The sequence below is a fragment of the Brenneria roseae subsp. americana genome (assembly GCF_003115815.1).
GTDB lineage: Bacteria > Pseudomonadota > Gammaproteobacteria > Enterobacterales > Enterobacteriaceae > Brenneria > Brenneria roseae.
The window spans coordinates 1-22,178 of sequence record NZ_QDKJ01000002.1 but is presented as its reverse complement, the minus strand read 5'-3'; the positions used below and the strand labels follow the sequence as shown (position 1 = coordinate 22,178).

Genomic DNA, 22,178 nt, shown 5'->3' with positions numbered 1-22,178 from the left:
CGCCCCCCGAACGGGAGAAATTCTTTTTATTAACACGGCTATGCATTTTTAGCATAGCCGTTTATAAAATCGTGATAAAATTATTATATTTTCATTTAAAAACAACAAGATAATCATTCATGATTCGAGAGTTAATAATATTAAAATCTAAAATAAACGGTAGTTGATGAGATATTAATGGGATGTATATCACATTTAATTATTTCCTCTTTGCTCTTCCCATATCACCTAAAAATTAAATTAGATATCGTTACCGATGACAACCGCGTTAACCTGAGCAAAAAAAGGGGTTGATGCGATAAACCGGGTTGTTTCCCGGTTATGCAATCGCCAGATTCTGCTTCAGGAATTTTTTCTCAGGGAAAATTGATTAACAACCCACTATATTTCGAAAAAACACATGAAAATCTTAAATAATATTATTTATTCTTGAGAAAGGTGTGGAGAAAGGCCAATGTATCTGTAAGGTGGAAGGAGACAGATTTACATTCATGACTGCAATTCCCTGGTATTGAGGAAACTTTTAAATTCGTTTAAAAACATAGCAATACAAGGGTTTGTATTTTTATCATCCCATACCAGTTCCAGATTAAACCAGTAGTCGTCTTCAATCACTTCCAGTAATACACTATTGCTACCCAATAAATACCCCCGATGCTTCGGCATAAGCAATGCCACCCGATCCCTGAATTCAAGATTAAAACAACAGGTTTTAAGGTTGGGGTATTCTTTATCCAGTGTAAAAGGAATGTGGTAACAATCGAAAAATCGAGTGCTATATTCTTCAGATAACAAAAACTCACGAGGGTCCACGCGAATAATGGGCCACTCGCTGACTTCCCTTAACGACACTCGCTCTCGCCCAGCCAATGGATGATTCTTGTTCACCGCCACACACAGCGGATCGGTCTGAAACGATAGAGCACAGAATTTTTTATTCTCCAGAAAATTAGGCCGAATCAAAAAACCCAAATCGCAGCTATGATCCTCCAGAAAAAGTAATGCTTCATCCAGTTCACTATCACGACACTCAACAACAATATCGGCATTCTCCTGTCGGAATTGTGTTAAGAACTTTATCAGAATATATTGAATAGCCTCTCCCAGAAAAGTGATCGTCAGTCGGCGGCGACTTTTACCGGTGAACGCATTAATGATTGATATGGATGTTTCATACTGATAGATGATTTTTCGCGCTTCTACAGAGAACAGTTTTCCGGTCGAAGTCAATTCAACGCTGTGCGTATCACGTCTGAATAATTCTACACTGAACTGTTCCTCAAGGTATTTCATATGGCGACTTAACACAGGCTGAGTTATATTCATTTTCTGTGCAGCCTTGCTAAAATTAAGTAATTCCGATAACAGGATAAATTCGTATAGAAGCTGTATTTTCATCAATTACTCTCTTCACATTTAAAAACGGCCTCAATTCATTGTTAACACTATAGCGAAATCACATCGCATTAACTGTGAAAGCTATCAAATAGCGTTTTATCAATATTCAGAAAAACCGCACACGGAAGGATTCCGCCGGGCCTGCGTAAGTCAAAAGGGCCGAAGACGCCTCTGTCCGATCGCATCAGAGACACAAACGCGGCGCCGTGACACCGGTGGTTGATTGACATCAGAAACGGCTATCCGGAGAGTCGCCCCCCGCAAGCGGATTTCTCAGTAAAATGCGCTAAAACATGACACGCCGTGCAGGCACTCAGGACCTTATCTAAAAGCGGATGGCCCGCTTTACCAGATAGTTTCCGGTATCACTTCTGTCACAAGGTTCGGGGGAACTGAAAACAAGGCAACAAAACAAGAATGTCCTCTAATTACGAATATTGCATGCCATCTTTGACTGTACGGTGCTGATCAGATAGGTATATTTTGTCAGCATTTCTATTTTTATCACATCATTCTCGCCAAGTATGGGAATAGCATTGTCCGGCGCATTGTCATTGATATTCTTATCTATCGCGATATTGCGAACAACCAAATGATACGAGCTCCAGATAGCATCAAAGCTGAAGACTCGCCGGATGGTTAGCGGCACACCGTCTTCCCCGATGTAAATTCCATTAACCAATACCAGTGCTCTATTTTTATCATTCAGATAGAAATAGACATTATATTCTTTTCTGATGTCATTATTATTGTTTCCTGTTAGCTTGATCTTGGCCTCAGCCTGACACATCAGCGTTTTTTTATATGAACTAATTTTCAGAAAAAATGACATACTCAATAAAAAAGCAATAAGTAATACTATAGCGATGAAAACAATACGCCTTCTTACTTTAATTATTAACATATGTCACACATCCTTTACCATCTTTATTACAGGACATCACAATCTCAGTTTTTTTATTCAGGTCTCCAGAAATATGTATGTTCTTTGACAAGAAAAACAACACATTATCCGCACACAGACTTTCATAGTCTGTCGGAATAGGGTAATCAACGCTGTCATACAAATAGAACAGATCGCACTTTCCCTGCATATCCACACTCGAGAGATATCGATAAGGAAAAGGGTTGTAATTCATTAGCAAGCCCAAAATAAGTATAAAAACCCCACCTAAAACAAGAAAAAACTTTGCATATTGGCGTTTATTAATCGGTTCAGATACGACGTGATAACGTATCGATAATGCTGGTTTCTCTTCGCGACGAACCGTTACCTCTGGCTCTTCCTTACTCCCAATCTCATCTTCATTTTGATAACGCTCGATACTTGTAACATTAAAAACAACACCCAATTTAGGGATCGTAACTATCGCCTCTGCAAGTTCAAACTCCCGCAATGACTTTCTTAATAATGAGAGATAATTATTAAGATTATTGATAGAAGGAGAAAGCGCATTTTTCTCCAATGCTTCTTTTAGTAAGACCTCACGGCTTAACGTCACCCCCGCATTCTCCATTAGTAGAAGAAATAACCGAGAAACTGGAAAACCAAGAGAGATAGCCTCATTCTCACGATCGCGCCAGGCAAGCGTTCCATCCTTTTCATTAAAAAGGATTAAATGATTAATCAAATAAATCATAAAGACTCTTCCATTACGACTAAGGTATGACGCTACTTAAGCGTTATATAAACTGTCCTGATAGATTACTCTCCCCCTCCGTGGGCCTCGCCCCGCAGGGGGCCACTGCAAGCCGCGTTCAAATCTCACCGAAGGCCAGCCGCTGGTTGCCTTCCTGCGGATCGCATTATTTAGCTATATAAAAATAAAATTTATATAAATCACATAGATTATAGCGTCGGGAAGGATAAAAACTTACCTATTTATTGTCAAAGGATATTTTATTTATATTTAGGTTTTATATAGATAAAAACACATCTTATTATTTTTATAAAATCAAAAAATAAATAGCCTCCTATGCTTTTGGTAAAACCATGAAATTAGAATAACGCGTTGAATTAAAATAAATTTCCCCATCATGCTGGAGATTTTATTGATTCACACAATATAATTTCAAAAAATAGAAATCAGATTTTTATTCTAAAAAAACATAAATTTTAGGTATAAAATCTAAATAAAACCAAAATAAATAATATATTTGACCAACAAGGTGAACATACATAACATGCCAACACATCCTGACCGTGCTGAAATGGCATCAGGGAAAAATTGATCGGTTACCAAGTCGGTCACTAAGATCGCGATGAAAGTTACATTCATTCCGGTTAAATAAAGGGAGAGAGATACCCAGAGTGTATATTCGTGGAATAGTTGCGACATGATGACTCCGGGTCGCCGCTCTCTTTTTCAAGGAAGGTAATTTTTGCCGCGGTTTTTATAATCATAGACGTCTTCATTAATGCATTTTATGAAGTTTTTTATCAACATATTGTAGATTCAAAGAGAGTATATATTATGAAATTATCAAAAATCGCCCTGACATCCATCGTCACCATGATCTGTTCTTTTGGCGCCAATGCCGCTGACTCACATAATGGTTCAGTCACATTTAAAGGAAAAATTATTGATACGCCATGTTCGGTTTCTCAGGAAGATCTGCAACAAACGGTAGAATTTGGTGAAATCAGCAAGACCGTTTTAGAAAACGGCGGTACATCTGATATTAAAGTATTTGATATTACGCTGAAGAATTGCAGCCTTGATACGGCAACCAGCGCTAAAATCGTTTTTTCAGGCGGGAGCGCTTCCGGCACGAATAACGAGTTACTGGCATTAAATGGCAGCGCATCCGGTGCAGGTATTGCCGTTGAATATTCCGGTAGCAAAATTAAATTTGATGGCATCACTCCTGCCGTTCCCGCTACACCGCTGGCAAATGGCGATAACACATTCTCATTTACCTCTTATGTTGAAAAACTTCCGGTACCACAGGAAGGTGAGGCGGCAGCAATCACGACAGGTACTTTTGCCAGTACCGCTAATTTCGTCGTCTCTTATCAATAAATAATGGAGTTAACGGCAAGGACGCCGATGCCAGAACCATTACCTGAACAGAGAAATAATGAAGATGATTTTTCTCAATGTTAGTGCGTTATTCTTGCGAGTTAATTCATTTGATATGGAATGGATGCCCGAGAGTTAACCGTGCCACCGTGAGAGCGCTGCCCGACGGGTGCTTTACTATTTTTTTGAATACACAATTTTCGCAGGTTTTTATTTTAAAAGCACGCGCAGACCATGAATATGACAATTATTATGTTCAAAGAAAAAATTAAACGCGCGTTATTTCACTATGGTATTTTTATTTTATCGTTGGGTACAACCTCCCCCGGTGCAACAGAGTTTAATATTAACGTACTGGATGTCGATGAACGTAACGAAATTGACCTTAGCCATTTTTCCGATCCTGAATACGTTACACCTGGGGAATACCTGCTATCAATTAAAGTCAACTCCCGGGAAATACGCCAGCAGATGGTGAGCTATCTGCCAAACGGCAATCACATCAATAAGCCAACGGCCTGCCTCCCGCCGGATATCGTAGACAAGCTGACGCTGAAAAAAGAAGCACGGAAAGAAATCGTGTTATGGAACGACGGAATGTGTGTCGATCTGACGCCCATCCCCGGTGTAAAAATCTCCAACCAGATTGGTATGGGAAGCCTCAACATTACTATCCCCCAGGCATGGCTGATGTATAAAGACAGCAACTGGGTTCCACCGGAACAATGGGATCACGGCATTGGCGGCGCGCTGCTGGACTACAACCTGGTCGGTAACATACGCCACGATACCCATAATGGGAACGCTTCACGCTATTTAAGCAGCTACGGCACCGCTGGCTTTAATCTGGGCGCGTGGCGTTACCGCGCGGACTATCGCTATTTCCTTTATAAGTCCAGCCACTCAACCCGCGATCGGTTTTCGTGGGATCAGTTTTATGCCTATCGCCCTCTGCCGACGCTATCAGCAGATTTAAAACTTGGCGAAATGTACTTCAATAGCGATCTGTTCGACAGCTATCGCTTCACTGGTATTTCAGTAGAAAACAACGAAAATATGTTGCCGCCCTCGCAACGGGGCTACGCGCCTGAAATTCGAGGTGTCGCCAAATCCAACGCAACGGTCACCGTCATGCAAAACGGCCGGATGGTCTATGAGACGACCGTTCCCGCCGGCCCGTTCGCCATTCAGGATCTGAAAAATGGCATCAGTGGGACAATGGATGTCAGGGTGACGGAAGAGGATGGCACGGTCACGACGTTCCAAACCGAGGCGGCCAGCCTGCCTTATCTAACGCGCCCGGGACACGTGCAATATAAGCTTTCCGCAGGCAGGCCGTCGGATACGGATCATCATATACAGGGTCCGGCATTTTCTGCGGCGGAAGCATCGTGGGGATTATCCAACGCCTGGTCGGTGTACGGCGGCGCCATCCTGTCCGACAATTATCAGTCCTGGTCAGCAGGGATTGGGAGAAACCTGTATCTGCTTGGCGCGCTGTCCGCCGACATTACGCAATCACATGCGACGATCCCGACAACATCCTCATCCCTGACTGGCCACTCTTTTTCCCTGAACTGGTCAAAATATTTTGACTCCATTGACAGTCAGATCAGTTTCGCCGGTTACCGTTTTTCGGAAAAGACGTACATGAGTATGTCGCAATACCTTTACACCCTGAATCATGACGACAGGTATCACAATGAGAAAGAACGCTACACCCTGACGCTCTCCAAAAACTTTGCGACACGGGAGAAGCAAACGCTGCTAAGCGGGTTATCCACGTATTTGTCGTATACGCATCAAACATACTGGAATGCCACACAGCAGGATCGTTACGGTATTTCACTGAACAAATACGTCGATATCGGCGCCTTCAAAGGCATTGCGATCAATTTTTCCGCTTACCGGACCGAATTCAATAAACGCCAGGACGATAGCCTGTATCTGAGCTTTTCCATTCCACTCGGGGAAAAAGAACGCCTGAGTTACAGCACCGGACACTATAACCGCGGAAGTAATCAGACGCTCACCTATACCAACAATGTTAACCCGGAGAGTGCCTGGAACCTGAGTACGCGTTACGACAGCCAGGAAAATATGTATCTGAGCGGTAACTACACACACCTCGCGCCGATGGCCGATGCCAATGTGGGAATTGCCTGGCAACAAGATAGTTACACCTATCTGAGCGGTGCGCTTCGCGGTGGCGTTACCGCGACCAGACACGGCGTAGCCGCACACCCCAAAGGGAACAATGGCGGAACGCGCATCATGGTCGATACGGATGGACAGGCCGACGTACCGTTTTCCGGCAGCCAGGTGAAAACCAACCGGAACGGTCTGGCCGTTATTGCTAATACCAGCAGTTACTATGACGTTTCGACCCGTATTGATGTACAGAAACTACCTGAAAATATTGAAGCGACGACCACCGTCGTTCAGGGCACGCTGACGGAAGGAGCCATTGGCTACCGCAAATTTGATGTTGTCAGCGGGGAAAAAATATTGGGGCACGTGATATTGAATAATGGCAAATTCCCGCCTTTTGCCGCACTGGTGAAAAACAGGAAAGGTCGTGATATCGCCATGATTACCGATAACGGGCAAGCCTATATAGCAGGCGTATCGCCCAATGAAACCCTGAGCGTGATATGGGACGGGAAAACACAGTGCCATATTACTTTACCGGCAAACCTGAATCATCTTGAGTCGCTTCTTTTACCGTGCAAACAAACTCATTAAACAGCAAAAATTTCGGAGAGTTATTTATGAAATCGTCCTTTTATATGCGAACGATAGGGTTATTTATCAGCAGTGTTTTTTTTCTTCCCGCAGCGTATAGCGCAATTAATCTTGATCGTACCCGCGTCATTTTTAATGATGACGAACAATCGGCCACGGTGACATTAATGAACCAAAACGCAGAGAATCCCTTTCTGGCACAGGCCTGGCTGACGGATGAACATCACAATAAAATGACAACGCCGCTGATGGTGTTGCCACCGTTGCAACGTATTGAACCCAGAGGCTACAGCCTGATCCGTTTGGTAAAAACAGCACAGATTACCCAATTGCCAAAAGATCGTGAATCACTCTTTTATTTGAATGTGCGGGAAATTCCGCCCAAACCGGAAAAGGCCAACGTATTACAGATTGCCATTCAATCAGAAATTAAAGTCTTTTTCCGCCCCCGTGGCATTACGCCAGATAAAAACGATATATGGCAGAAAAAATTAATCATCAGAAAAACGGGGAAAACGTTTACCGTAGAAAACCCGACGCCGTATTACATCACCGTAAGCAATATTTTAAAGCAGTCAAAAAATACGCATCCGAATCCGGCCAGTTTATTAAATGGAAAGGCCTTTATGCTGGCGCCACGCTCAACGAGCGGTATCAGCGTGACAGACAATACGGTCAATACTTTCTATCTGTACTACGTGAATGACTACGGCGGGCATCTGGAATTACCGTTCACCTGTACGCAAAACCATTGTCAGCCTGTTAATCAAGGATAAAACAGGGCGATCGATTCAACATCAGGAATTAGCTATGTCTTGGTTATTAATCAGTAGAAAATATCATGTCACGCCATGCGCCATACTCTTCCTGCTGGCGCTGACTTCCTTCAGCGCCAGCGCGCTGGAATGCCGACTGGGAACCGTCACCGGGCCGGTATCGGATTACGAGGATGTCGGAACGCTAAAAATTCCGGCAACCTTGCCCGTCGGTAGCCGCCTCTGGACGTCAAAAAGCTATACCCGAAATCTCGCCTGCTGGGCTTATTACACCGTGAGACCACAGGGAGAACTATCGTATTTCTATCCAAATCCTGAAGGAAAAGTCATCAGCCAGGGCATTGGAATCGGCATCATCTATAACGGAGAGGATTTAGGGATCATTACGAATGGCGGCACCACGGCATCCCGGGTCTCCACCGGACAATGGATCAATCCGGGTCCCAGCGGCACGCGCCCCCCTAAAAATCCGACGATGTTAAACGTCACGGTACAACTCTACCTCGAAAAAACGGGAGAAATCACCGATACCACCGCCGGCGTCAACGCCCTGAAAGTTTTCCAGATCGATGGTGAGGGCGGTATCAATAATAAGCCGAACAGTAACTATGGGTTGAGCCTGTCGGGGCTGCACGGCATTGAGATCATGCAGTGTGCGGCCAATATTGTGGTGTCGCCCGACGGCTACATTGACTTCGGTACGATTAAAGCATGGGCAGGATCGGAGGCCGGTGTACTGGCACAACAGGAATTCCGTATCGATGTCTCCACCGATGGCGGCGAAGACTGTGGCAAAGGCTTTGACCTATCCGTCAATTTCGATGCCGCTTCACGAGGGAACACGCTCGTCGGGACGGATGGAATGGACATGAGTAATGGTTCAATGCTGAAAATAGCAGATACGCGCAACGGAAATAATGTGAAATTTAATCAATTTATTGATTTTGTTGATGGTTTAACAACCTCAAGCGGCATCGTCGAACGACGCTATGTCGCCCAGTTATATGCATCTGGTCCAGCTATAGTGGGTGATACCGAAAAAAACATCATTCTGCGATTTAATTATTATTAATTAGCTACGCCGCCTGGGATTCCGAATGATAGAAAAACGGTCTCCCCCTTAGCCCACATGCCGGCAAAGTGAAACAGGACGAACCGCGTCTATCAACAAACGATAGAGAGACAATACCGTAATGAGAAGAATTGTTTGCAACACCCTTTTGTCCATCACCGCCGGCATGATGGCTTTTATTTCAGCAGCAACCGCCAGCCAGACCAAAACACCGCTCATCGATCATGATGTCACCTTCCATGTTTTGGTCGTTGATGCGCCCTGTAATGTCAGTACCGAGGCCAGGGACATTGTGGTCAATATGAACGAAGTCTCGACCCAGGACATAAAAGCCAACAGTTACGGTAGCTGGCACGACTTTACGATTAATCTAACCGATTGCAACCTCGATACATACCAAAGCGTCACCGTCAGTTTTTTAGGCAGGGAGGAATCACTGTTACCCAAACGATTGGCGCTGGACAGCCTCTCCAACGCCAGGGGCATTGCCATCGGTATTTATCATGATAATAAATTGATGGCTATAAACGACAGCACCGGCGTGATCGCTCTGCAAAGCGGGGATAATGCTATTCCATTTTCAGCCCGTATTGAAAAAATACGGGACGACCTGATTCAGGCTGGCGATTACGTCGCAACGGCGAATTTTAAATTAAGTTATCTATGATGGCCTTCAATCGACATCGTACCCAGCGCCTCATCGTAGCGTAATACCGTGCCGTATCGCTCACTCATCCGTGTCAGGTCGGCTGCAATTTCATGACCTACCTCTGCTGAAACCACCCTTGGCAACCCGCGGTCAAGCGAACGCTCGCGATTCATACCAAGATCGATCGGCAACAGCCTGAACTGCAACGCGCCTGATTCATAATCCAGAATGGCGATACAGTTCCTGGAGAAACGGGGTTCAGCATTAAAACCGACGAAGTTGCCTTCGAGGTCTTTTGCCCGCGCCCGGTGCAAATCGGCAGGACGCGAGTCCAGATCATAGCCGTAAGCCGCGTACATTTCCGGAGCGATAATCGACTCGCCGGCTTCAAACTCCATCAGCAAACTGCCCAGGTTGTAGAAAATCGGACGCTTTTTATAAATCTCCACCCCGCGCAGGAAGTGTGCGCCGTGACCAACAACCGCTGATGCTCCCGCATCAATTGCCCGTCGGGCAAACTCTTCGATAAACGCGGGCGGATACGGCGCATACCAGCCATCGCCTTCGCCCTCATGAGTGTGCAGGCTGACGATAGCGACATCGGAACGATAAGCCGCATCGCGCACGCTTTTCAAAATCGCTTCACAGTCTCCTTCATTCATATAGGTACGAACATACGCGCGTTCGCCGCGTTCTATTTGCACCGAACTTTCAAAGAGTGAACCAAATTTGAAGCTGTCAGGGCCTTGATCCGCCATGACTTCAATGCGCGCCCCTTCACGGTTGCTGGCGGCCACCCCAAGCAACTCGGTAATATTCTGCAACTGTGCGAATTCCTGGTCAGGCAATACATAGGAACGCCCCCAGCGCAGCGGATTCAGCCCCGGCCGCGCGACCGCGCTGCCCCCCGCCACGCTGGCGGCAAAGACTTCAGAACGGGTACTGCTGACAGCAACCACGCCGACGCGCCCCTTAGGGGTGTCGAAGAACCGGGCCGCTCTGGCATCATCAAGATTACGCCCCACGCCGCAATGAATCAGCCCTCTTTCTTCCGCGGCTTCGATCGTATCGATCACCCCTTCCCAGCCAAAATCACCCGTATGATTATTGGCAAACGAAACCAGTTTGATATTGAGATCGACAAATTCATCCAGCGTCGCAGGCTTTACCGATGTGATATAGCCGCGGCCGGCGGCAGGGGGCGTCGTCGGCTTCGGGCAGCAAAACTCCGCATTGGCGAAAACCGCATCCGCAGCAGAAAGTTGGTCAACGATTCTTTTGTCCAACCGTTTGGCCAGATTACGACTGGAAAAAAGTAAATCGCCGCAGGCAATAATTCGCATAGTATTCATCTCTCTTAAGAAGGCTCATCGGCAGACGTGATGACGCAGGTTGACATAACTAAGACTGTCGGATCAGGGCAAAAGCCTGCTCCAAATCGGCCAGCAGATCGTCCACGCTTTCAAGACCGGCGTGAATACGCACCAGCGTTCCAGAATGTACGTCAGAGTGAACCGAGCGGACCGGATTCAACGGCAGGATCAGGCTTTCATAGCCGCCCCATGAACCGCCAATACAGAACAGGGTGAGCGCTTCGACAAACGCGGTGCGCTTCGCACTCAGCTCCGGTCGAAATTCAAAAGCGAACAGACCCGAAGCGCCAGTGAAATCACGCTTCCACAGCGCATGTCCTGGATCGCCAGGTAATGCAGGATGCCTCACGCGTGCCACTTCCGGCTGACGGGCGAGAAATTCAGCCAGACGAATGCCGGTTTTCCAATGTCGCTCCAGCCGAACATGCAGCGTGCGCAGGCCGCGCTGGGCCAGATAACAATCATCAGGGCTGGCGAGCAACCCCAGCTCATGCGTGGTTTCTTTCAGGCGCTGATAGGTGGCTTGCGTTGCGGTAATCATCCCCATCATGACATCGGAATGGCCGACAATATATTTCGTCGCCGCCTGAACAGAAATATCCACGCCTTTCGTAAAGGGTTGAAAATAGAGCGGGCTGGCCCAGGTATTATCCATAATCACCACTGCGTCATGGCGATGCGCCACGGCCGCGATGGCGGGAATATCCTGCATTTCAAAGGTCATCGATCCCGGCGACTCCGTATAAACCACACGGGTTTCAGGCCGAAATAATTTCTCAATATCCGCACCTAACGCGGGATCGTAAAATTCAACGTTGATACGAAATCTTTTCAGAATAGAACCGGCTATTTGCCGAACCGGACCGTAGACATTATCAGGCACCAACACATGATCGTCCGCGGAGGCAAAGGCCAGAATAGCGGTGGCGCAGGCGGAAACACCAGAAGGATACACAAACGATTTATAGCCGCCTTCCAGTATTGCAATCGCGTCCTGCAACGTCTTGCTGGTCGGGGTGCCATGACGGCCATAAAACAATTCGGGCTCGTCGAACGTGGTTTGCTGTCGCTGTTTACTCTCCCACTCGGCCATTGAATCGCAAATTACCGTTGAGGTGCGATAAACCGGCGTATTTACCGTGCCGAGAAAATCTTCCGGATGACGTCCGGCATGGATAACCTTCGTTTCAGTTTTCATGATAGGTCGTGTTCTCGTTGACGGGCTGGCCGCTGATCCAAATCCACGTATCAGTCTGCCGCAACTCATCCCTAAATCAACAACTATATTTAATTTTTCATATACAGCAATATTCAAGCTATTAACACAGTCAAAATTTAGAGGAAGCACGGGGATGAGGTTCCCACCGGGACGCCTCGCCCCGCGTATCACGCCATCACAAACCTGGCGGCTTCGTCACGCACCAGTATACCCAGCGCGTTCAGATCCTCACTGTGAATACGCACTGTCGGTCCGGAAACGCCAACCGCCCCAATCACATAACCATTTCTGTCACGCAGTGGCGCCGCCGCCCCGCGAATGCCAAGATGAAACTCTTCATCATGCAATGCATATCCTTGTTGTACGATATTCTGCAACTCAGCCTGAAAAAGTACGGGATCGGTAATGGTACGTTCAGTTTGCGCATGCAGTTCATCGGGCAACGGCGCCCCAGCCAGCGCCAAAAAGACACGGCCAATTGCAGTATAAGCAAGAGGGGCCAACGTACCGGGTCGGCTATCAACCCTCAGAGAGTATCGGGACTCGATCGTATCCAGATACAAGACATTTTCATCCGCCAGAATCGACAGGTGCACCGCTTCGCCGGTACGATCAAATAAACGCTCCAGTACGGGTCTGGCGCAGACTCTCAGGCTTTTACGCGAGCGGACCATATTAGGGCGGTCAGCCAGTTTCGGTCCCAGCACAAAACTGCGCCGTTCCCCGGCCTGCGCATAACCAGCCTGAGTCAGCGTTTGCAGAATCCGTGACGCACTGCTCTTATCAATGGCGAGGACATCCGCCACATCGCTGGTGCGCACCATCTGGTTTTTCATCAGTAGATCAAGAACCGCCAAACCTTTAGTCAGCGTCTTGAGTTCCCCCTTCACGCTTTCAGTACGAGCTTTCCCCTCAACCGCATCTGATACCGGCTGAGCGCTACGGGTTTTCAAGTTTTTATCCTCTCGATTTGATGGGCTTATGCATAAAGTTGATATATATACAACTTAATTGAATGTTGATTTTATTGACACGAAACGGCAATCCCCTCTAAATTCCTCATTATTCACGGACTGCCTCACCAGGGAAATATATCAGAGGCTCTTATCTTAAATAAGGTAAATTGATCATATGTCAAAAACAATACTGAATTCTCTGATGACCTTGGGTAGTGTTGCGCTCGCTACGTCATTTCTTCCCAACATGGCTCACGCTGATGTACTGGAAAAAATCGCCGATCGCGGCGTTATTTCGGTCTGTACCAACGTAAATAACCCACCGCTGGCCTTCCTTGAATCGTCAGGAACCGCAAAAGGTCTGCACATTGATCTGCTCAACGATTTTACCCAACGTTTGTCCACCCAACTGGGTAAAGACATTAAAGTTGATTTGATCCCCGTACTACCGGCTAACCGGGTGCAATTCCTGCAACAGGGTAAATGCGACATTCTGTTTACCTCACTGACCGTCAGCGAAGAGCGTAAAAAGCTGGTGCAATTTGTTGAACCTTACTACTACGCAGCAGGCCCGGCGCTGCTGACCAAAAAAGGCGTGACCTTCTCCAATTGGGAAGACGTAAAAGGAAAAGCCATCTGTAGCAATCAGGGATCGAGCTGGAACGTCCCGTTGGAGCAGAAGTTTGGGGCCAATATCGTCGCGTTTCAGACTCAGCAGGAAGTCGATCAATCACTGCGTGATGGCCGCTGTACCGCGCTGGTTTCCGATGACAGCTACTTACAGGCTCGCTTCCTGAATGATAAAGACGGCGTCTGGAAAGATTACATTATTCAGGATCTGGCTCCCTTCACCGAAGGGCCCTGGGGTCTGGCGGTTCGCTTCAATGAGCCCCAGTTTACGCACTTCATTTCTGATGTGATCAAAGACTGGAACAAGAAAGGCACCATCATCGAGCTGGCGAAAAAGTGGGGGTTAACGCCTGCGCCGTTTGCAATAAAGGCCAATGCTGAAGCCAACAAGTCATAACGCTGATGATGGCATTGATTGCAGACTGGTTTAAGGCCCTTCATGAGCAAACCAGCTGGAACTTCTCGGTATTTTACAACGCCTGGGAAGCCAGAAAATATTTTACCGGGCTGACCATTGCCGCCGAACTGGCGGTCTGGTCGCTAATCGGATCGATGCTCATTGGGTTCATCTGCATTTTTCTCAAGCAGTCCAGCCTGCGCCCCTTGCGCTGGCTGGTTACGGCGTATGTCGAGTTCTTTCGTAATACGCCGGGGCTGGCGCAGCTCTATTTTCTGTTTTTTGGCATTGGTTCCTATTTTCATCTCTCTACCTACGGACCGAACGGAGAATTGCCGTTGGTCTCACCGTTTCAGTTCGTCGTGATCGCGCTGTCCTTGCAATATGGCGCTTTCGTCACCGAAATCCTGCGCGCCGGCATTGAAGCCGTACCGCGCAGCACCCTCGAAGCGGCAGAATCGCTCGGCTACGATCGCACCAAGGCCATGATTCATATTGTTTTGCCCCTGGCGTTTCGCACCAGTCTGCCCGCACTGGGCAACAATATGGCGCAGATAGTCAAAAGCACTGCGCTCGCCTATGCGATCGCCGTGCCTGAAGCTTTGTATGTCGCACATGAAATCTGGACAGAACATTTTAACGTGGTCGAAATGATGAATGTGGTGCTACTGAGCTATCTGGGATTAATGGGCGTTTTCACCCTGCTGGTGAAACTGCTTGAGCATTGGTTAAAAGTGCCGGGGCTTGGACGATGAATATCGTAGAGTCAATTTTCCCACCGGGAAGCGCACTGGCCATATTGCTGCCTTGGCTACCGCTGATCCTGAAGGGGTTCGGTCTGAATCTGCTGATTTCCATTCTGAGCATGATTATCGGCATGCTGGCAGGTACGCTGCTGGGCGCGGCGCAAATGGCGAACCTGACCGTGATCCGCCTGCCGGCCCGCTTTCTGACCCTGTTTTTCCGTAACAGCCCTTGGCTGGTGATCATGTTTTACGTGATGTTCCTGCTGCCGTTCGAGATCAAGATCGCCGGCAACTGGTTCAGCTTTCCCGACTGGATGAAAGCCGTAGTGGCGCTGGCGATCCCGGTTAGCGGCTATACTTCGGAGATCGTGCGGGGCGGTCTGAAATCCATCCCGACGACTCAGTGGGAGGCCGCCGCCGCCCTCGCATTCGGCACCGTGCGAACCACGCTCAAGATTATTTTGCCGCAGGCAATACGCCAGATGGTGCCCCCAACCATGAACCTTTACTGTTCGGTTGTAATGGCGACATCCTTAGCCAATGTGGTCGGCGTGCAGGAAGTCATGACGGTGACGCAAACCATTCTGACGACGGAAACCCGTCCGGGGCTGATCCTGCCCGCCTACGGCATTACGTTAGTGCTTTTCTTTGCCTTTGTTTTTCCTATCTCGCTATTTTCACGCCGCCTGGAACGGGCGTGGCAATTTGGAATCCACTGATGACTGATACGCATACTTCGCCTGCTCAGGTAATCCTGACCGATGTCCATAAATCCTTTGGCAAGGTAGAGGTGCTAAACGGCATTTCGCTGTCCGTCGCCCGTTCGGAAATTATTTGCATCATCGGTCCGTCGGGCTCGGGAAAATCGACGTTGTTGCGCTGCATTAATGCGCTGGCGCCCGTCAACGCGGGATCGATTAACGTCGGCGGGATTGAAGTCAACGATCCGAAGCTGGATGCACTGGCGCTCAGACGCAAAGTCGGCATGGTTTTCCAAAGCTACAACCTGTTCCCCCATCGTACCGTGCTGGAAAATATCATGATGGCGCCAACGCAGGTATTGAAACAGCCGGTGCGGGAAGTGGAAGCCCGCGCTCGTGAACTGCTGGCCAAAGTCCATCTGAGCAACAAAGCCAGCGCCTATCCGGGCGAACTTTCCGGCGGACAGCAACAGCGTGTCGCGATTGCCCGCGCGCTATGTATGAACCCGGAAGTCATGATGTTTGATGAAGTCACCGCCGCGCTTGACCCTGAAATGGTCAAAGAGGTGTTAACCACCATTCAGGATGTCGCCCGTGACGGCATGACCTGCATTCTGGTGACTCATGAAATGCGCTTTGCCCGCGAAGTCGCGGATCGGATTTATTTCACGGACAAGGGAAAAATTGTCGAAAGCAATACGCCTCAGGCGTTCTTTGATAATCCGCAGGATCCGCGGACGCAGACCTTTCTGGAAAAAGTATTATAATGGTGGCGGACAAAAAAAGATGACGATTTCCCCCTCCCCATGGCTGGTAAGCACCGAATGGCTGTCCGCGCGTCTGACCGATCCCAACGTATTGATTTTCGACTGTACGACCCGGCTGGTTCCAGATGCGCAGACGCGGTATCGTGCCGAACCGGCATACGCCGACTTTCAACACGGACACATTTCCGGCGCGCAGTTCATCGATGTACAGGTCGATCTGTCCGACAACACCCACCGCTATAAATACATGCTACCCACGCCTGATGCTTTCGCTGCCGCGATGGTGCGTTTGGGCGTGCGTCCCGGCGCGCGCGTCGTACTGTACTCCGGCGCCGATCCCTGGTGGGCGACCCGCGTCTGGTGGTTGCTACGCGTTTTTGGCTTTGATGATGCCGCCGTACTGGATGGCGGCTTGCAAAAATGGCGTGCCGAAGGCCGGCCTCTGGATAGCGGAGCAAGCCGTCAGTTCGCAGTGGGTCAGTTCAACGCCACACTGCGGCAGAAGCTGGTCGCACAGCGTGACGACGTTCTGGCCGCGATTGGCAACGAACACATTTGCATTCTCAGTGCGCGGCAGCCTGCACAATTCGCTGGCACAGAGGGCAACAACTATGGCCGCGCCGGACGTATTACCGGCAGCCAGAATCTTCCCGCCGCCAGCCTTTTCGACGCAGGCGGCGGCACTTATCTCCCTCTGGATCAGCTACGTGAAAAATTCGCCCCGCTCAATCTGGACAAAAAGAAGGTCATTGTCTATTGCGGTCACGGCGTGGCGGCCAGCGCAATTGTTTTTGCCCTGACGCTACTGGGCCATCCTGACGTAGCGCTTTATGACGCCTCACTTTCCGAATGGGCGGACAGCGCCGACCTGCCCATGGCCGTTGGATGAACCCCCAAAATCCGCATGATCGCCGGATAATAATTGGAGAACCGTTTTGATTTCTATCGGACTTATTGGTGCAGGTCGTATCGCGTCGGTACATGCTCGGCATCTGAAAAACCACCCGTTCGCCCGCCTCGTTGCCGTGACCGATCCGCTGCCTGCACGTGCTGAAGAGATCGCCGCCGAACATAACGCGCAAGTCCTGCCTGACGCAGAAACGCTGATTGCGGCCGATTATATTGACGCCGTCATCATCGCCTCCTCAACGGAAACCCATTGCCCATTGATGCTCGCCGCTGTACGGGCAGGAAAAAAGGTCTATTGCGAAAAACCGCTGGCATCGACGCTGACAGAAGCCCATCGTACGTTACTTGAACTGGGAGAGCGGCAGAGGCAGGTTATGGTGGGCTTTAACCGCCGTTTCGATCGTAACCATGCCGCCATTCAGGCAGATATTGCGCAGGGACGTTTAGGCCGGTTGCAGACCGTACAAATCACGTCGCGCGGCCCCAATGCCATCCCGTCGCTGGAATATCTGCGGGTTTCCGGCGGCCTCTTTTATGACAAAATGATCCACTTTTTCGATCTGGTCCGTTGGCTAACCGGCGAGGAGGCCACGGATATCTCCGCTTTCGGTTCCGTTATTGCCGACCCGCTTTTTCTTGAAGCCCACGACGTGGATACGGCAATGGTGACGTTGCGCACCGCCAGCGGCGCGCTTTGTCAGATCGATAACGCGCGTCGTGCCGTTTATGGTTTTGACGATCGCATTGAAATATTCGGTACGGGTGGATTGGCAGAATCGTCGCGCATTACCGAAGGCAGCGTCATGCGAATCTTTGACGACAAAATCCTGAGCGAAGGGCTGCCCAAAGATCCGATGATTCGTATGGCGCCAAGCTATGCGGCAGCCATTCAGGCGTTTACTCTGTTTGTACGTGATTATGGTCAGCCTGATGCCGCACCGGTTCCCGGCGTTTATGACGGATTACGCGCGCAAATGATGGCGGAAGCGGCAACCCGGGCGGCATCGGAACGCCGGATTGTCTCACTGGCTGAAATTGAGTCAGAAATACGTTAACAACACAGTAATTGCACATATTCTTATATAAAGCCTTCCCGAAGCCGTTGACTTCATACCCGCCGGATCGTCTCCGGCGGGCAATGATCGGCTGATATTTCATTTAATAAATGAGCAAGCGTTAAATCCTTTATTTACTGAAAACAACCGGTACTCTTTTCGAAAAAATAAAGTACGGTATCCAACCCACCACGCCGATGATCGCGGATATAAGCGCAGCAATATCATTTCTGTCCAGCGCCATATTAAACAGGTGTGCCGGAAGTAGCGTCATACAACAGATAACGACAAAATTAATGCTATAGTAGGCAATCATGATATTACGCGTACCCTTTTTCCTGCTAAAAAAAGTCAGCGCGGCGAATACCGCCATCAAAAGGGAAACAAACTGGCAAAACACGACAAATAAACCGAAATAGCCAATAAACCCGGTTTGTTGAAAATGAATAACCATCGCTCTGACAATAGCAAATAGAGAAAACGGCGCCAGGATCAAAGACAGAATCAGTCCCAATGCGGGAAGATATAAAATACCGTTTATCTTCCGCATCTCCATTTTCTCGCATTCCGGGCACAGGCCGGATTCTTTTAGCGCATCGTTATCGCAGTTCAAACATTTCATTTTTTATCCCTATCAAAGCAATAAAATCAAAACAATAAAGAAGAAAACAGGCGTTGTGTCAATGTGATGGAATGCGGCGTATCCATCGGTTTATATTCATCCTTTATTTCGCCATCAGTTCCCGGAGCATTCGCTCAGGGTTATTCAGGAACAAACGGGTGATCTGATAATGCTCCGTCTCCTCATAGGCCACCTGCTGAATCCCCTCTTCGCTGAACTGGAAGATCGTGGCATCCGGGTAGGCCATCAGGATTGGGGAGTGTGTGGCGATAATGAATTGTGAATCATCACGAACCAAATCGTGGATACGGGCGATAGCAGCCAGTTGTTTACTGGGAGAAAGCGCCGCCTCCGGTTCATCAAGCAAATAAATGCCCTGTCCGCCAAAACGGTTTAACAACAGCGCCATGAAAGATTCGCCGTGCGACTGTTCATGCAGCGAGCGGTGGCCGTAGGAGTTAATAATCGGCGGGCCGGATCCGGGCTCGCTGTCGAGGCGTTCGATCTCTGTCGCAACATTGAAAAAACTTTCCGCCCGCATAAAAAAGCCGTTTCTGGCTGGTTTTATCCCTTTCGCCACTCGCAAAAAATGCGACAGATTAGAATGCGAAGCGCGCGTGCCAAAATTGAAGTTTTTTGTGCCGCCTTCAGGATTAAACCCCATCGACACCGCAATCGATTCCAGCAGCGTGGATTTTCCGGAACCGTTCTCGCCGATGAAAAAGGTAATTTTCGGTGCAACTCCAGCGTATCAAGCGACCGGATCGCCGGTATGGAAAACGGATAAACGTCGAATGACGCGACCTTGTCGTGAGCAAGTGCGACTCGACTGATGTATTGCGTTGAGATCATCCATTGGCTTCCTGACGGGTCATCGGGAAAATTATCCTATCATAAGCCTTCACAAAAGCGTCTTGATGGCGGATCGTCGCGGAGACACGATGCGGCGCAGGGTGAATGTCCTAAGCTCATCTTTTCATACCAAATGCTCAGTTAAATAATCGATGAACGCCGTGATTCTGGCTGGCACGTGCCGTCGTTGCTGGTAAACCGCGTGAATATCTGCCGCCGGTATCTCAAAATCAGTCAGCAGCGCAATCAGTTCCCCCCGTTCAAGGTACTCCCTCACATCCCAGAACGAGCGTAGAATAACCCCGTGTCCATCCAGTGCGTAATGCATGATTACCTCACCGTCGTTACTCGACAGGCTGCCATAAACTTTATGGGTAAACTCTTTGCCCGACCGATAAAAACGCCATAACGCATAGTCACTTTCATATTGCCTCAGCACAATGCAGTTATGGGCGGACAAATCGGCGACGGTCTGCGGTGTACCGACACGGTCAATATAAGCTGGCGACGCACACAAAATACGGGGATTATCCAGCAGCTTGCGCGCAATCAGACGCGAATCGGGCGGCTCGCCAACGCGGATATCAATATCAATGGCGGCATCCAACAGGTTGATTGGCTGACTGGAAAGCTGAAGCTGAACCTCAAGGCCGGGATGTAACCGTGAAAAAGACGAAATCAGCGGCGCCACATACCGACGACCAAACCCGAAAGAGGCATTCACGCTGAGCTTGCCGCAGAGCGAGCGCTGATTTTTAGCCACCGCGCTTTCCAGTTCAGCAATCTCTTTCAGTATCGGCAACGCGCCTTCAGCGTAAAGCATCCCTTCCGCCGTGAGATCCAAACGTCGGGTAGTTCGCTGTATCAACTGTACGCCAAGCCGTTTTTCCAATTGCGTCAGCCGCTTGCTGACCGCAGGCAGGGAGAGCCCCAGCTCACGAGCGACAGCGGTCAGGCTACCTGACGCCGCAATCCGGCTGAAAAAGAATAAATCGTTAACCGTCGACATAGATTCTTCTCTTAAATTCAACAATGCCTTGCCATTTAGGCCAATTGTTCACCATTTGCCAAGGAAATACACTCAATTCTCCCCCTACAGTGAAAAAAGGAATCCCCCGATGTCCGGAAAACAACACAGAATCGCCGTGATCCCCGGTGATGGCATTGGCAAAGAAGTGATGCCTGAAGGCGTTCGCGTCATACAGCGCGCAGCAGAAAAATTCGGTATCGCCATACAATGGGACTGGTTTGATTTCGCCAGTGCCGACTATTACCTGAAGCATGGAAAAATGCTGCCGGATGACTGGTTTGCGACCCTGAGCCATTACGATGCGATCTACTTCGGCGCGGTCGGCTGGCCGGATATCGTGCCAGACCATATCTCTTTATGGGGATCGCTACTGCAATTTCGCCGGGAATTCGATCAGTACGTCAACCTGCGTCCCTGTCGATTAATGCCTGGCGTCAAAGCGCCACTGGCCGGACGCAACCCAGGCGACATTGACTTCTATGTGGTGCGGGAAAATACCGAGGGGGAATACTCCAGCGTCGGTGGCGCCATGTTCGCTGGCACCGACCGTGAAATTGTCATTCAGGAAACGGTGATGACGCGCGTCGGGGTCGATCGAATCCTTAAGTTCGCCTACGAACTGGCAATGAAACGCCCGAAAAAACATCTGACTTCCGCCACAAAATCCAACGGTATTGCGATTACTATGCCTTACTGGGACGGACGGGTAGCCGAGATGGCAAAACAGTATCCGGAAATCAAAGTCGATAAATTTCACATCGATATCCTGACAGCCAATTTTGTTCTGCACCCCGATTGGTTTGACGTCGTGGTCGCCAGCAATTTGTTCGGGGACATTCTGTCTGATTTAGGTCCTGCCTGCACGGGAACCATCGGTATCGCCCCTTCAGCCAATATTAATCCGGAACGAAATTTCCCCAGCCTGTTTGAGCCGGTTCATGGTTCCGCTCCCGATATTGCCGGTAAAGGGCTGGCGAACCCCATCGGGCAGATCTGGTGTGGCGGCATGATGTTGGAACATCTGGGATATCCCGCAGCGGGAGCGGCGGTGTTGCAGGCGATTGAAACGGTACTGTCGCAGGGACCGGAACAGGCGCCCCTTACCCGGGATTTGGGCGGTAAAGGCAATACGGAAACAGCAGGGAAAGCCATTGCGGCTGCGCTGTGACAGGCAGTGCCCTGCCGATCATTTTATGGTCTGGCGCTGATTAATCGCACAAATTCAATGCGTAAAAAACCACCTGCATAGCAGGTGGCA

Annotated in this window: 21 protein-coding genes; 12 read left to right on the top strand and 9 right to left on the bottom strand. The window is 49.0% G+C overall.

All coding sequences use genetic code 11. From position 1 onward, the window contains the following. Positions 1-489 precede the first annotated feature (489 nt). The 3 genes from B4923_RS02035 to B4923_RS02025 all read right to left on the bottom strand — a co-directional run bounded on the left by B4923_RS02035 (position 490) and on the right by B4923_RS02025 (position 3,038). Positions 490-1,398 (bottom strand): LysR family transcriptional regulator, encoded by a 909-nt coding sequence (locus B4923_RS02035; RefSeq protein ID WP_109052705.1) that lies wholly within the window; start codon positions 1,396-1,398, stop codon positions 490-492. Between the two features lie 424 nt (positions 1,399-1,822). Continuing rightward, the gene (locus B4923_RS02030) at positions 1,823-2,302 is read right to left on the bottom strand and encodes a FidL (protein WP_109052704.1); all 480 of its coding nucleotides are present in this window, start codon (positions 2,300-2,302) and stop codon (positions 1,823-1,825) included. Further along, entirely contained in the window at positions 2,289-3,038 is a 750-nt protein-coding gene (locus B4923_RS02025) for a winged helix-turn-helix domain-containing protein (protein WP_109052703.1), read from the bottom strand. The genes B4923_RS02030 and B4923_RS02025 overlap by 14 nt, the downstream gene beginning before the upstream one ends. 690 nt (positions 3,039-3,728) lie before the next feature. Here B4923_RS02025 and B4923_RS02015 point away from each other — a divergent pair. The 5 genes from B4923_RS02015 to B4923_RS01995 all read left to right on the top strand — a co-directional run bounded on the left by B4923_RS02015 (position 3,729) and on the right by B4923_RS01995 (position 9,681). Continuing rightward, on the top strand, positions 3,729-4,421 hold the full coding sequence (locus B4923_RS02015; protein WP_245929475.1) for a fimbrial protein: 693 nt from the start codon (positions 3,729-3,731) through the stop codon (positions 4,419-4,421). A gap of 234 nt (positions 4,422-4,655) precedes the next feature. Continuing rightward, a complete protein-coding gene (locus B4923_RS02010) occupies positions 4,656-7,166 on the top strand; it encodes a fimbria/pilus outer membrane usher protein (protein WP_109052700.1) in 2,511 nt (836 codons plus the stop codon). Positions 7,167-7,192: 26 nt separating this feature from the next. After that, positions 7,193-7,942 (top strand): fimbrial biogenesis chaperone, encoded by a 750-nt coding sequence (locus B4923_RS02005; protein ID WP_109052699.1) that lies wholly within the window; start codon positions 7,193-7,195, stop codon positions 7,940-7,942. Between the two features lie 34 nt (positions 7,943-7,976). Then, a complete protein-coding gene (locus tag B4923_RS02000; RefSeq protein ID WP_109052698.1) occupies positions 7,977-9,014 on the top strand; it encodes a hypothetical protein in 1,038 nt (345 codons plus the stop codon). 121 nt (positions 9,015-9,135) lie between these two features. Beyond that, a complete protein-coding gene (locus tag B4923_RS01995; protein WP_109052697.1) occupies positions 9,136-9,681 on the top strand; it encodes a fimbrial protein in 546 nt (181 codons plus the stop codon). Here B4923_RS01995 and B4923_RS01990 read toward each other — a convergent pair. The 3 genes from B4923_RS01990 to B4923_RS01980 form a co-directional block, all read right to left on the bottom strand. Then, positions 9,672-11,006, bottom strand: a complete 1,335-nt coding sequence (locus tag B4923_RS01990; RefSeq protein WP_109052696.1) for a CapA family protein — start codon at positions 11,004-11,006, stop codon at positions 9,672-9,674. The two genes, B4923_RS01995 and B4923_RS01990, sit on opposite strands and share 10 nt — an antisense overlap. Before the next feature lie 58 nt (positions 11,007-11,064). Then, positions 11,065-12,234 (bottom strand): cystathionine beta-lyase, encoded by a 1,170-nt coding sequence (gene metC / locus B4923_RS01985; RefSeq protein ID WP_109052695.1) that lies wholly within the window; start codon positions 12,232-12,234, stop codon positions 11,065-11,067. Between the two features lie 188 nt (positions 12,235-12,422). Then, complete coding sequence (locus tag B4923_RS01980; RefSeq protein ID WP_109052694.1) at positions 12,423-13,208, bottom strand: IclR family transcriptional regulator; 786 nt, start codon at positions 13,206-13,208, stop codon at positions 12,423-12,425. Between the two features lie 178 nt (positions 13,209-13,386). Here B4923_RS01980 and B4923_RS01975 point away from each other — a divergent pair, with 178 nt between their 5' ends. The 6 genes from B4923_RS01975 to B4923_RS01950 are packed head-to-tail and all read left to right on the top strand — an operon-like array spanning position 13,387 to position 18,416. Next, positions 13,387-14,238 carry a transporter substrate-binding domain-containing protein gene (locus B4923_RS01975; protein ID WP_245929474.1) on the top strand — a complete coding sequence of 284 codons (852 nt, stop codon included), beginning with the start codon at positions 13,387-13,389 and terminating at the stop codon, positions 14,236-14,238. Positions 14,239-14,243: 5 nt separating this feature from the next. Then, complete coding sequence (locus B4923_RS01970) at positions 14,244-14,993, top strand: amino acid ABC transporter permease (protein WP_109052693.1); 750 nt, start codon at positions 14,244-14,246, stop codon at positions 14,991-14,993. Continuing rightward, positions 14,990-15,703 (top strand): amino acid ABC transporter permease, encoded by a 714-nt coding sequence (locus B4923_RS01965; RefSeq protein WP_109052692.1) that lies wholly within the window; start codon positions 14,990-14,992, stop codon positions 15,701-15,703. The genes B4923_RS01970 and B4923_RS01965 overlap by 4 nt, the downstream gene beginning before the upstream one ends. Then, positions 15,703-16,452: an amino acid ABC transporter ATP-binding protein gene (locus B4923_RS01960; RefSeq protein ID WP_109052691.1), complete on the top strand. Its 750-nt coding sequence runs from the start codon at positions 15,703-15,705 to the stop codon at positions 16,450-16,452. The genes B4923_RS01965 and B4923_RS01960 overlap by 1 nt, the downstream gene beginning before the upstream one ends. Positions 16,453-16,471: 19 nt before the next feature. Beyond that, a complete protein-coding gene (locus B4923_RS01955; RefSeq protein ID WP_109052690.1) occupies positions 16,472-17,341 on the top strand; it encodes a sulfurtransferase in 870 nt (289 codons plus the stop codon). Positions 17,342-17,387: 46 nt separating this feature from the next. Next, entirely contained in the window at positions 17,388-18,416 is a 1,029-nt protein-coding gene (locus tag B4923_RS01950) for a Gfo/Idh/MocA family oxidoreductase (protein ID WP_109052689.1), read from the top strand. A 130-nt stretch (positions 18,417-18,546) separates the two neighbouring features. Here the strand turns inward: B4923_RS01950 and B4923_RS01945 are convergent, their stop codons facing one another. From B4923_RS01945 to B4923_RS01935, 3 genes are all read right to left on the bottom strand, one after another. Continuing rightward, a complete protein-coding gene (locus tag B4923_RS01945) occupies positions 18,547-19,038 on the bottom strand; it encodes a DUF2569 domain-containing protein (RefSeq protein WP_109052688.1) in 492 nt (163 codons plus the stop codon). Positions 19,039-19,141: 103 nt separating this feature from the next. Next, positions 19,142-19,702 (bottom strand): AAA family ATPase, encoded by a 561-nt coding sequence (locus B4923_RS01940; RefSeq protein WP_245929484.1) that lies wholly within the window; start codon positions 19,700-19,702, stop codon positions 19,142-19,144. Positions 19,703-20,014: 312 nt separating this feature from the next. Further along, complete coding sequence (locus B4923_RS01935) at positions 20,015-20,899, bottom strand: LysR family transcriptional regulator (RefSeq protein ID WP_109052687.1); 885 nt, start codon at positions 20,897-20,899, stop codon at positions 20,015-20,017. A 109-nt stretch (positions 20,900-21,008) separates the two neighbouring features. Between B4923_RS01935 and B4923_RS01930 the strand changes: the two genes are divergently transcribed. Further along, positions 21,009-22,088, top strand: a complete 1,080-nt coding sequence (locus tag B4923_RS01930; RefSeq protein WP_109052686.1) for a tartrate dehydrogenase — start codon at positions 21,009-21,011, stop codon at positions 22,086-22,088. The last annotated feature ends 90 nt before the right edge of the window (positions 22,089-22,178 follow it).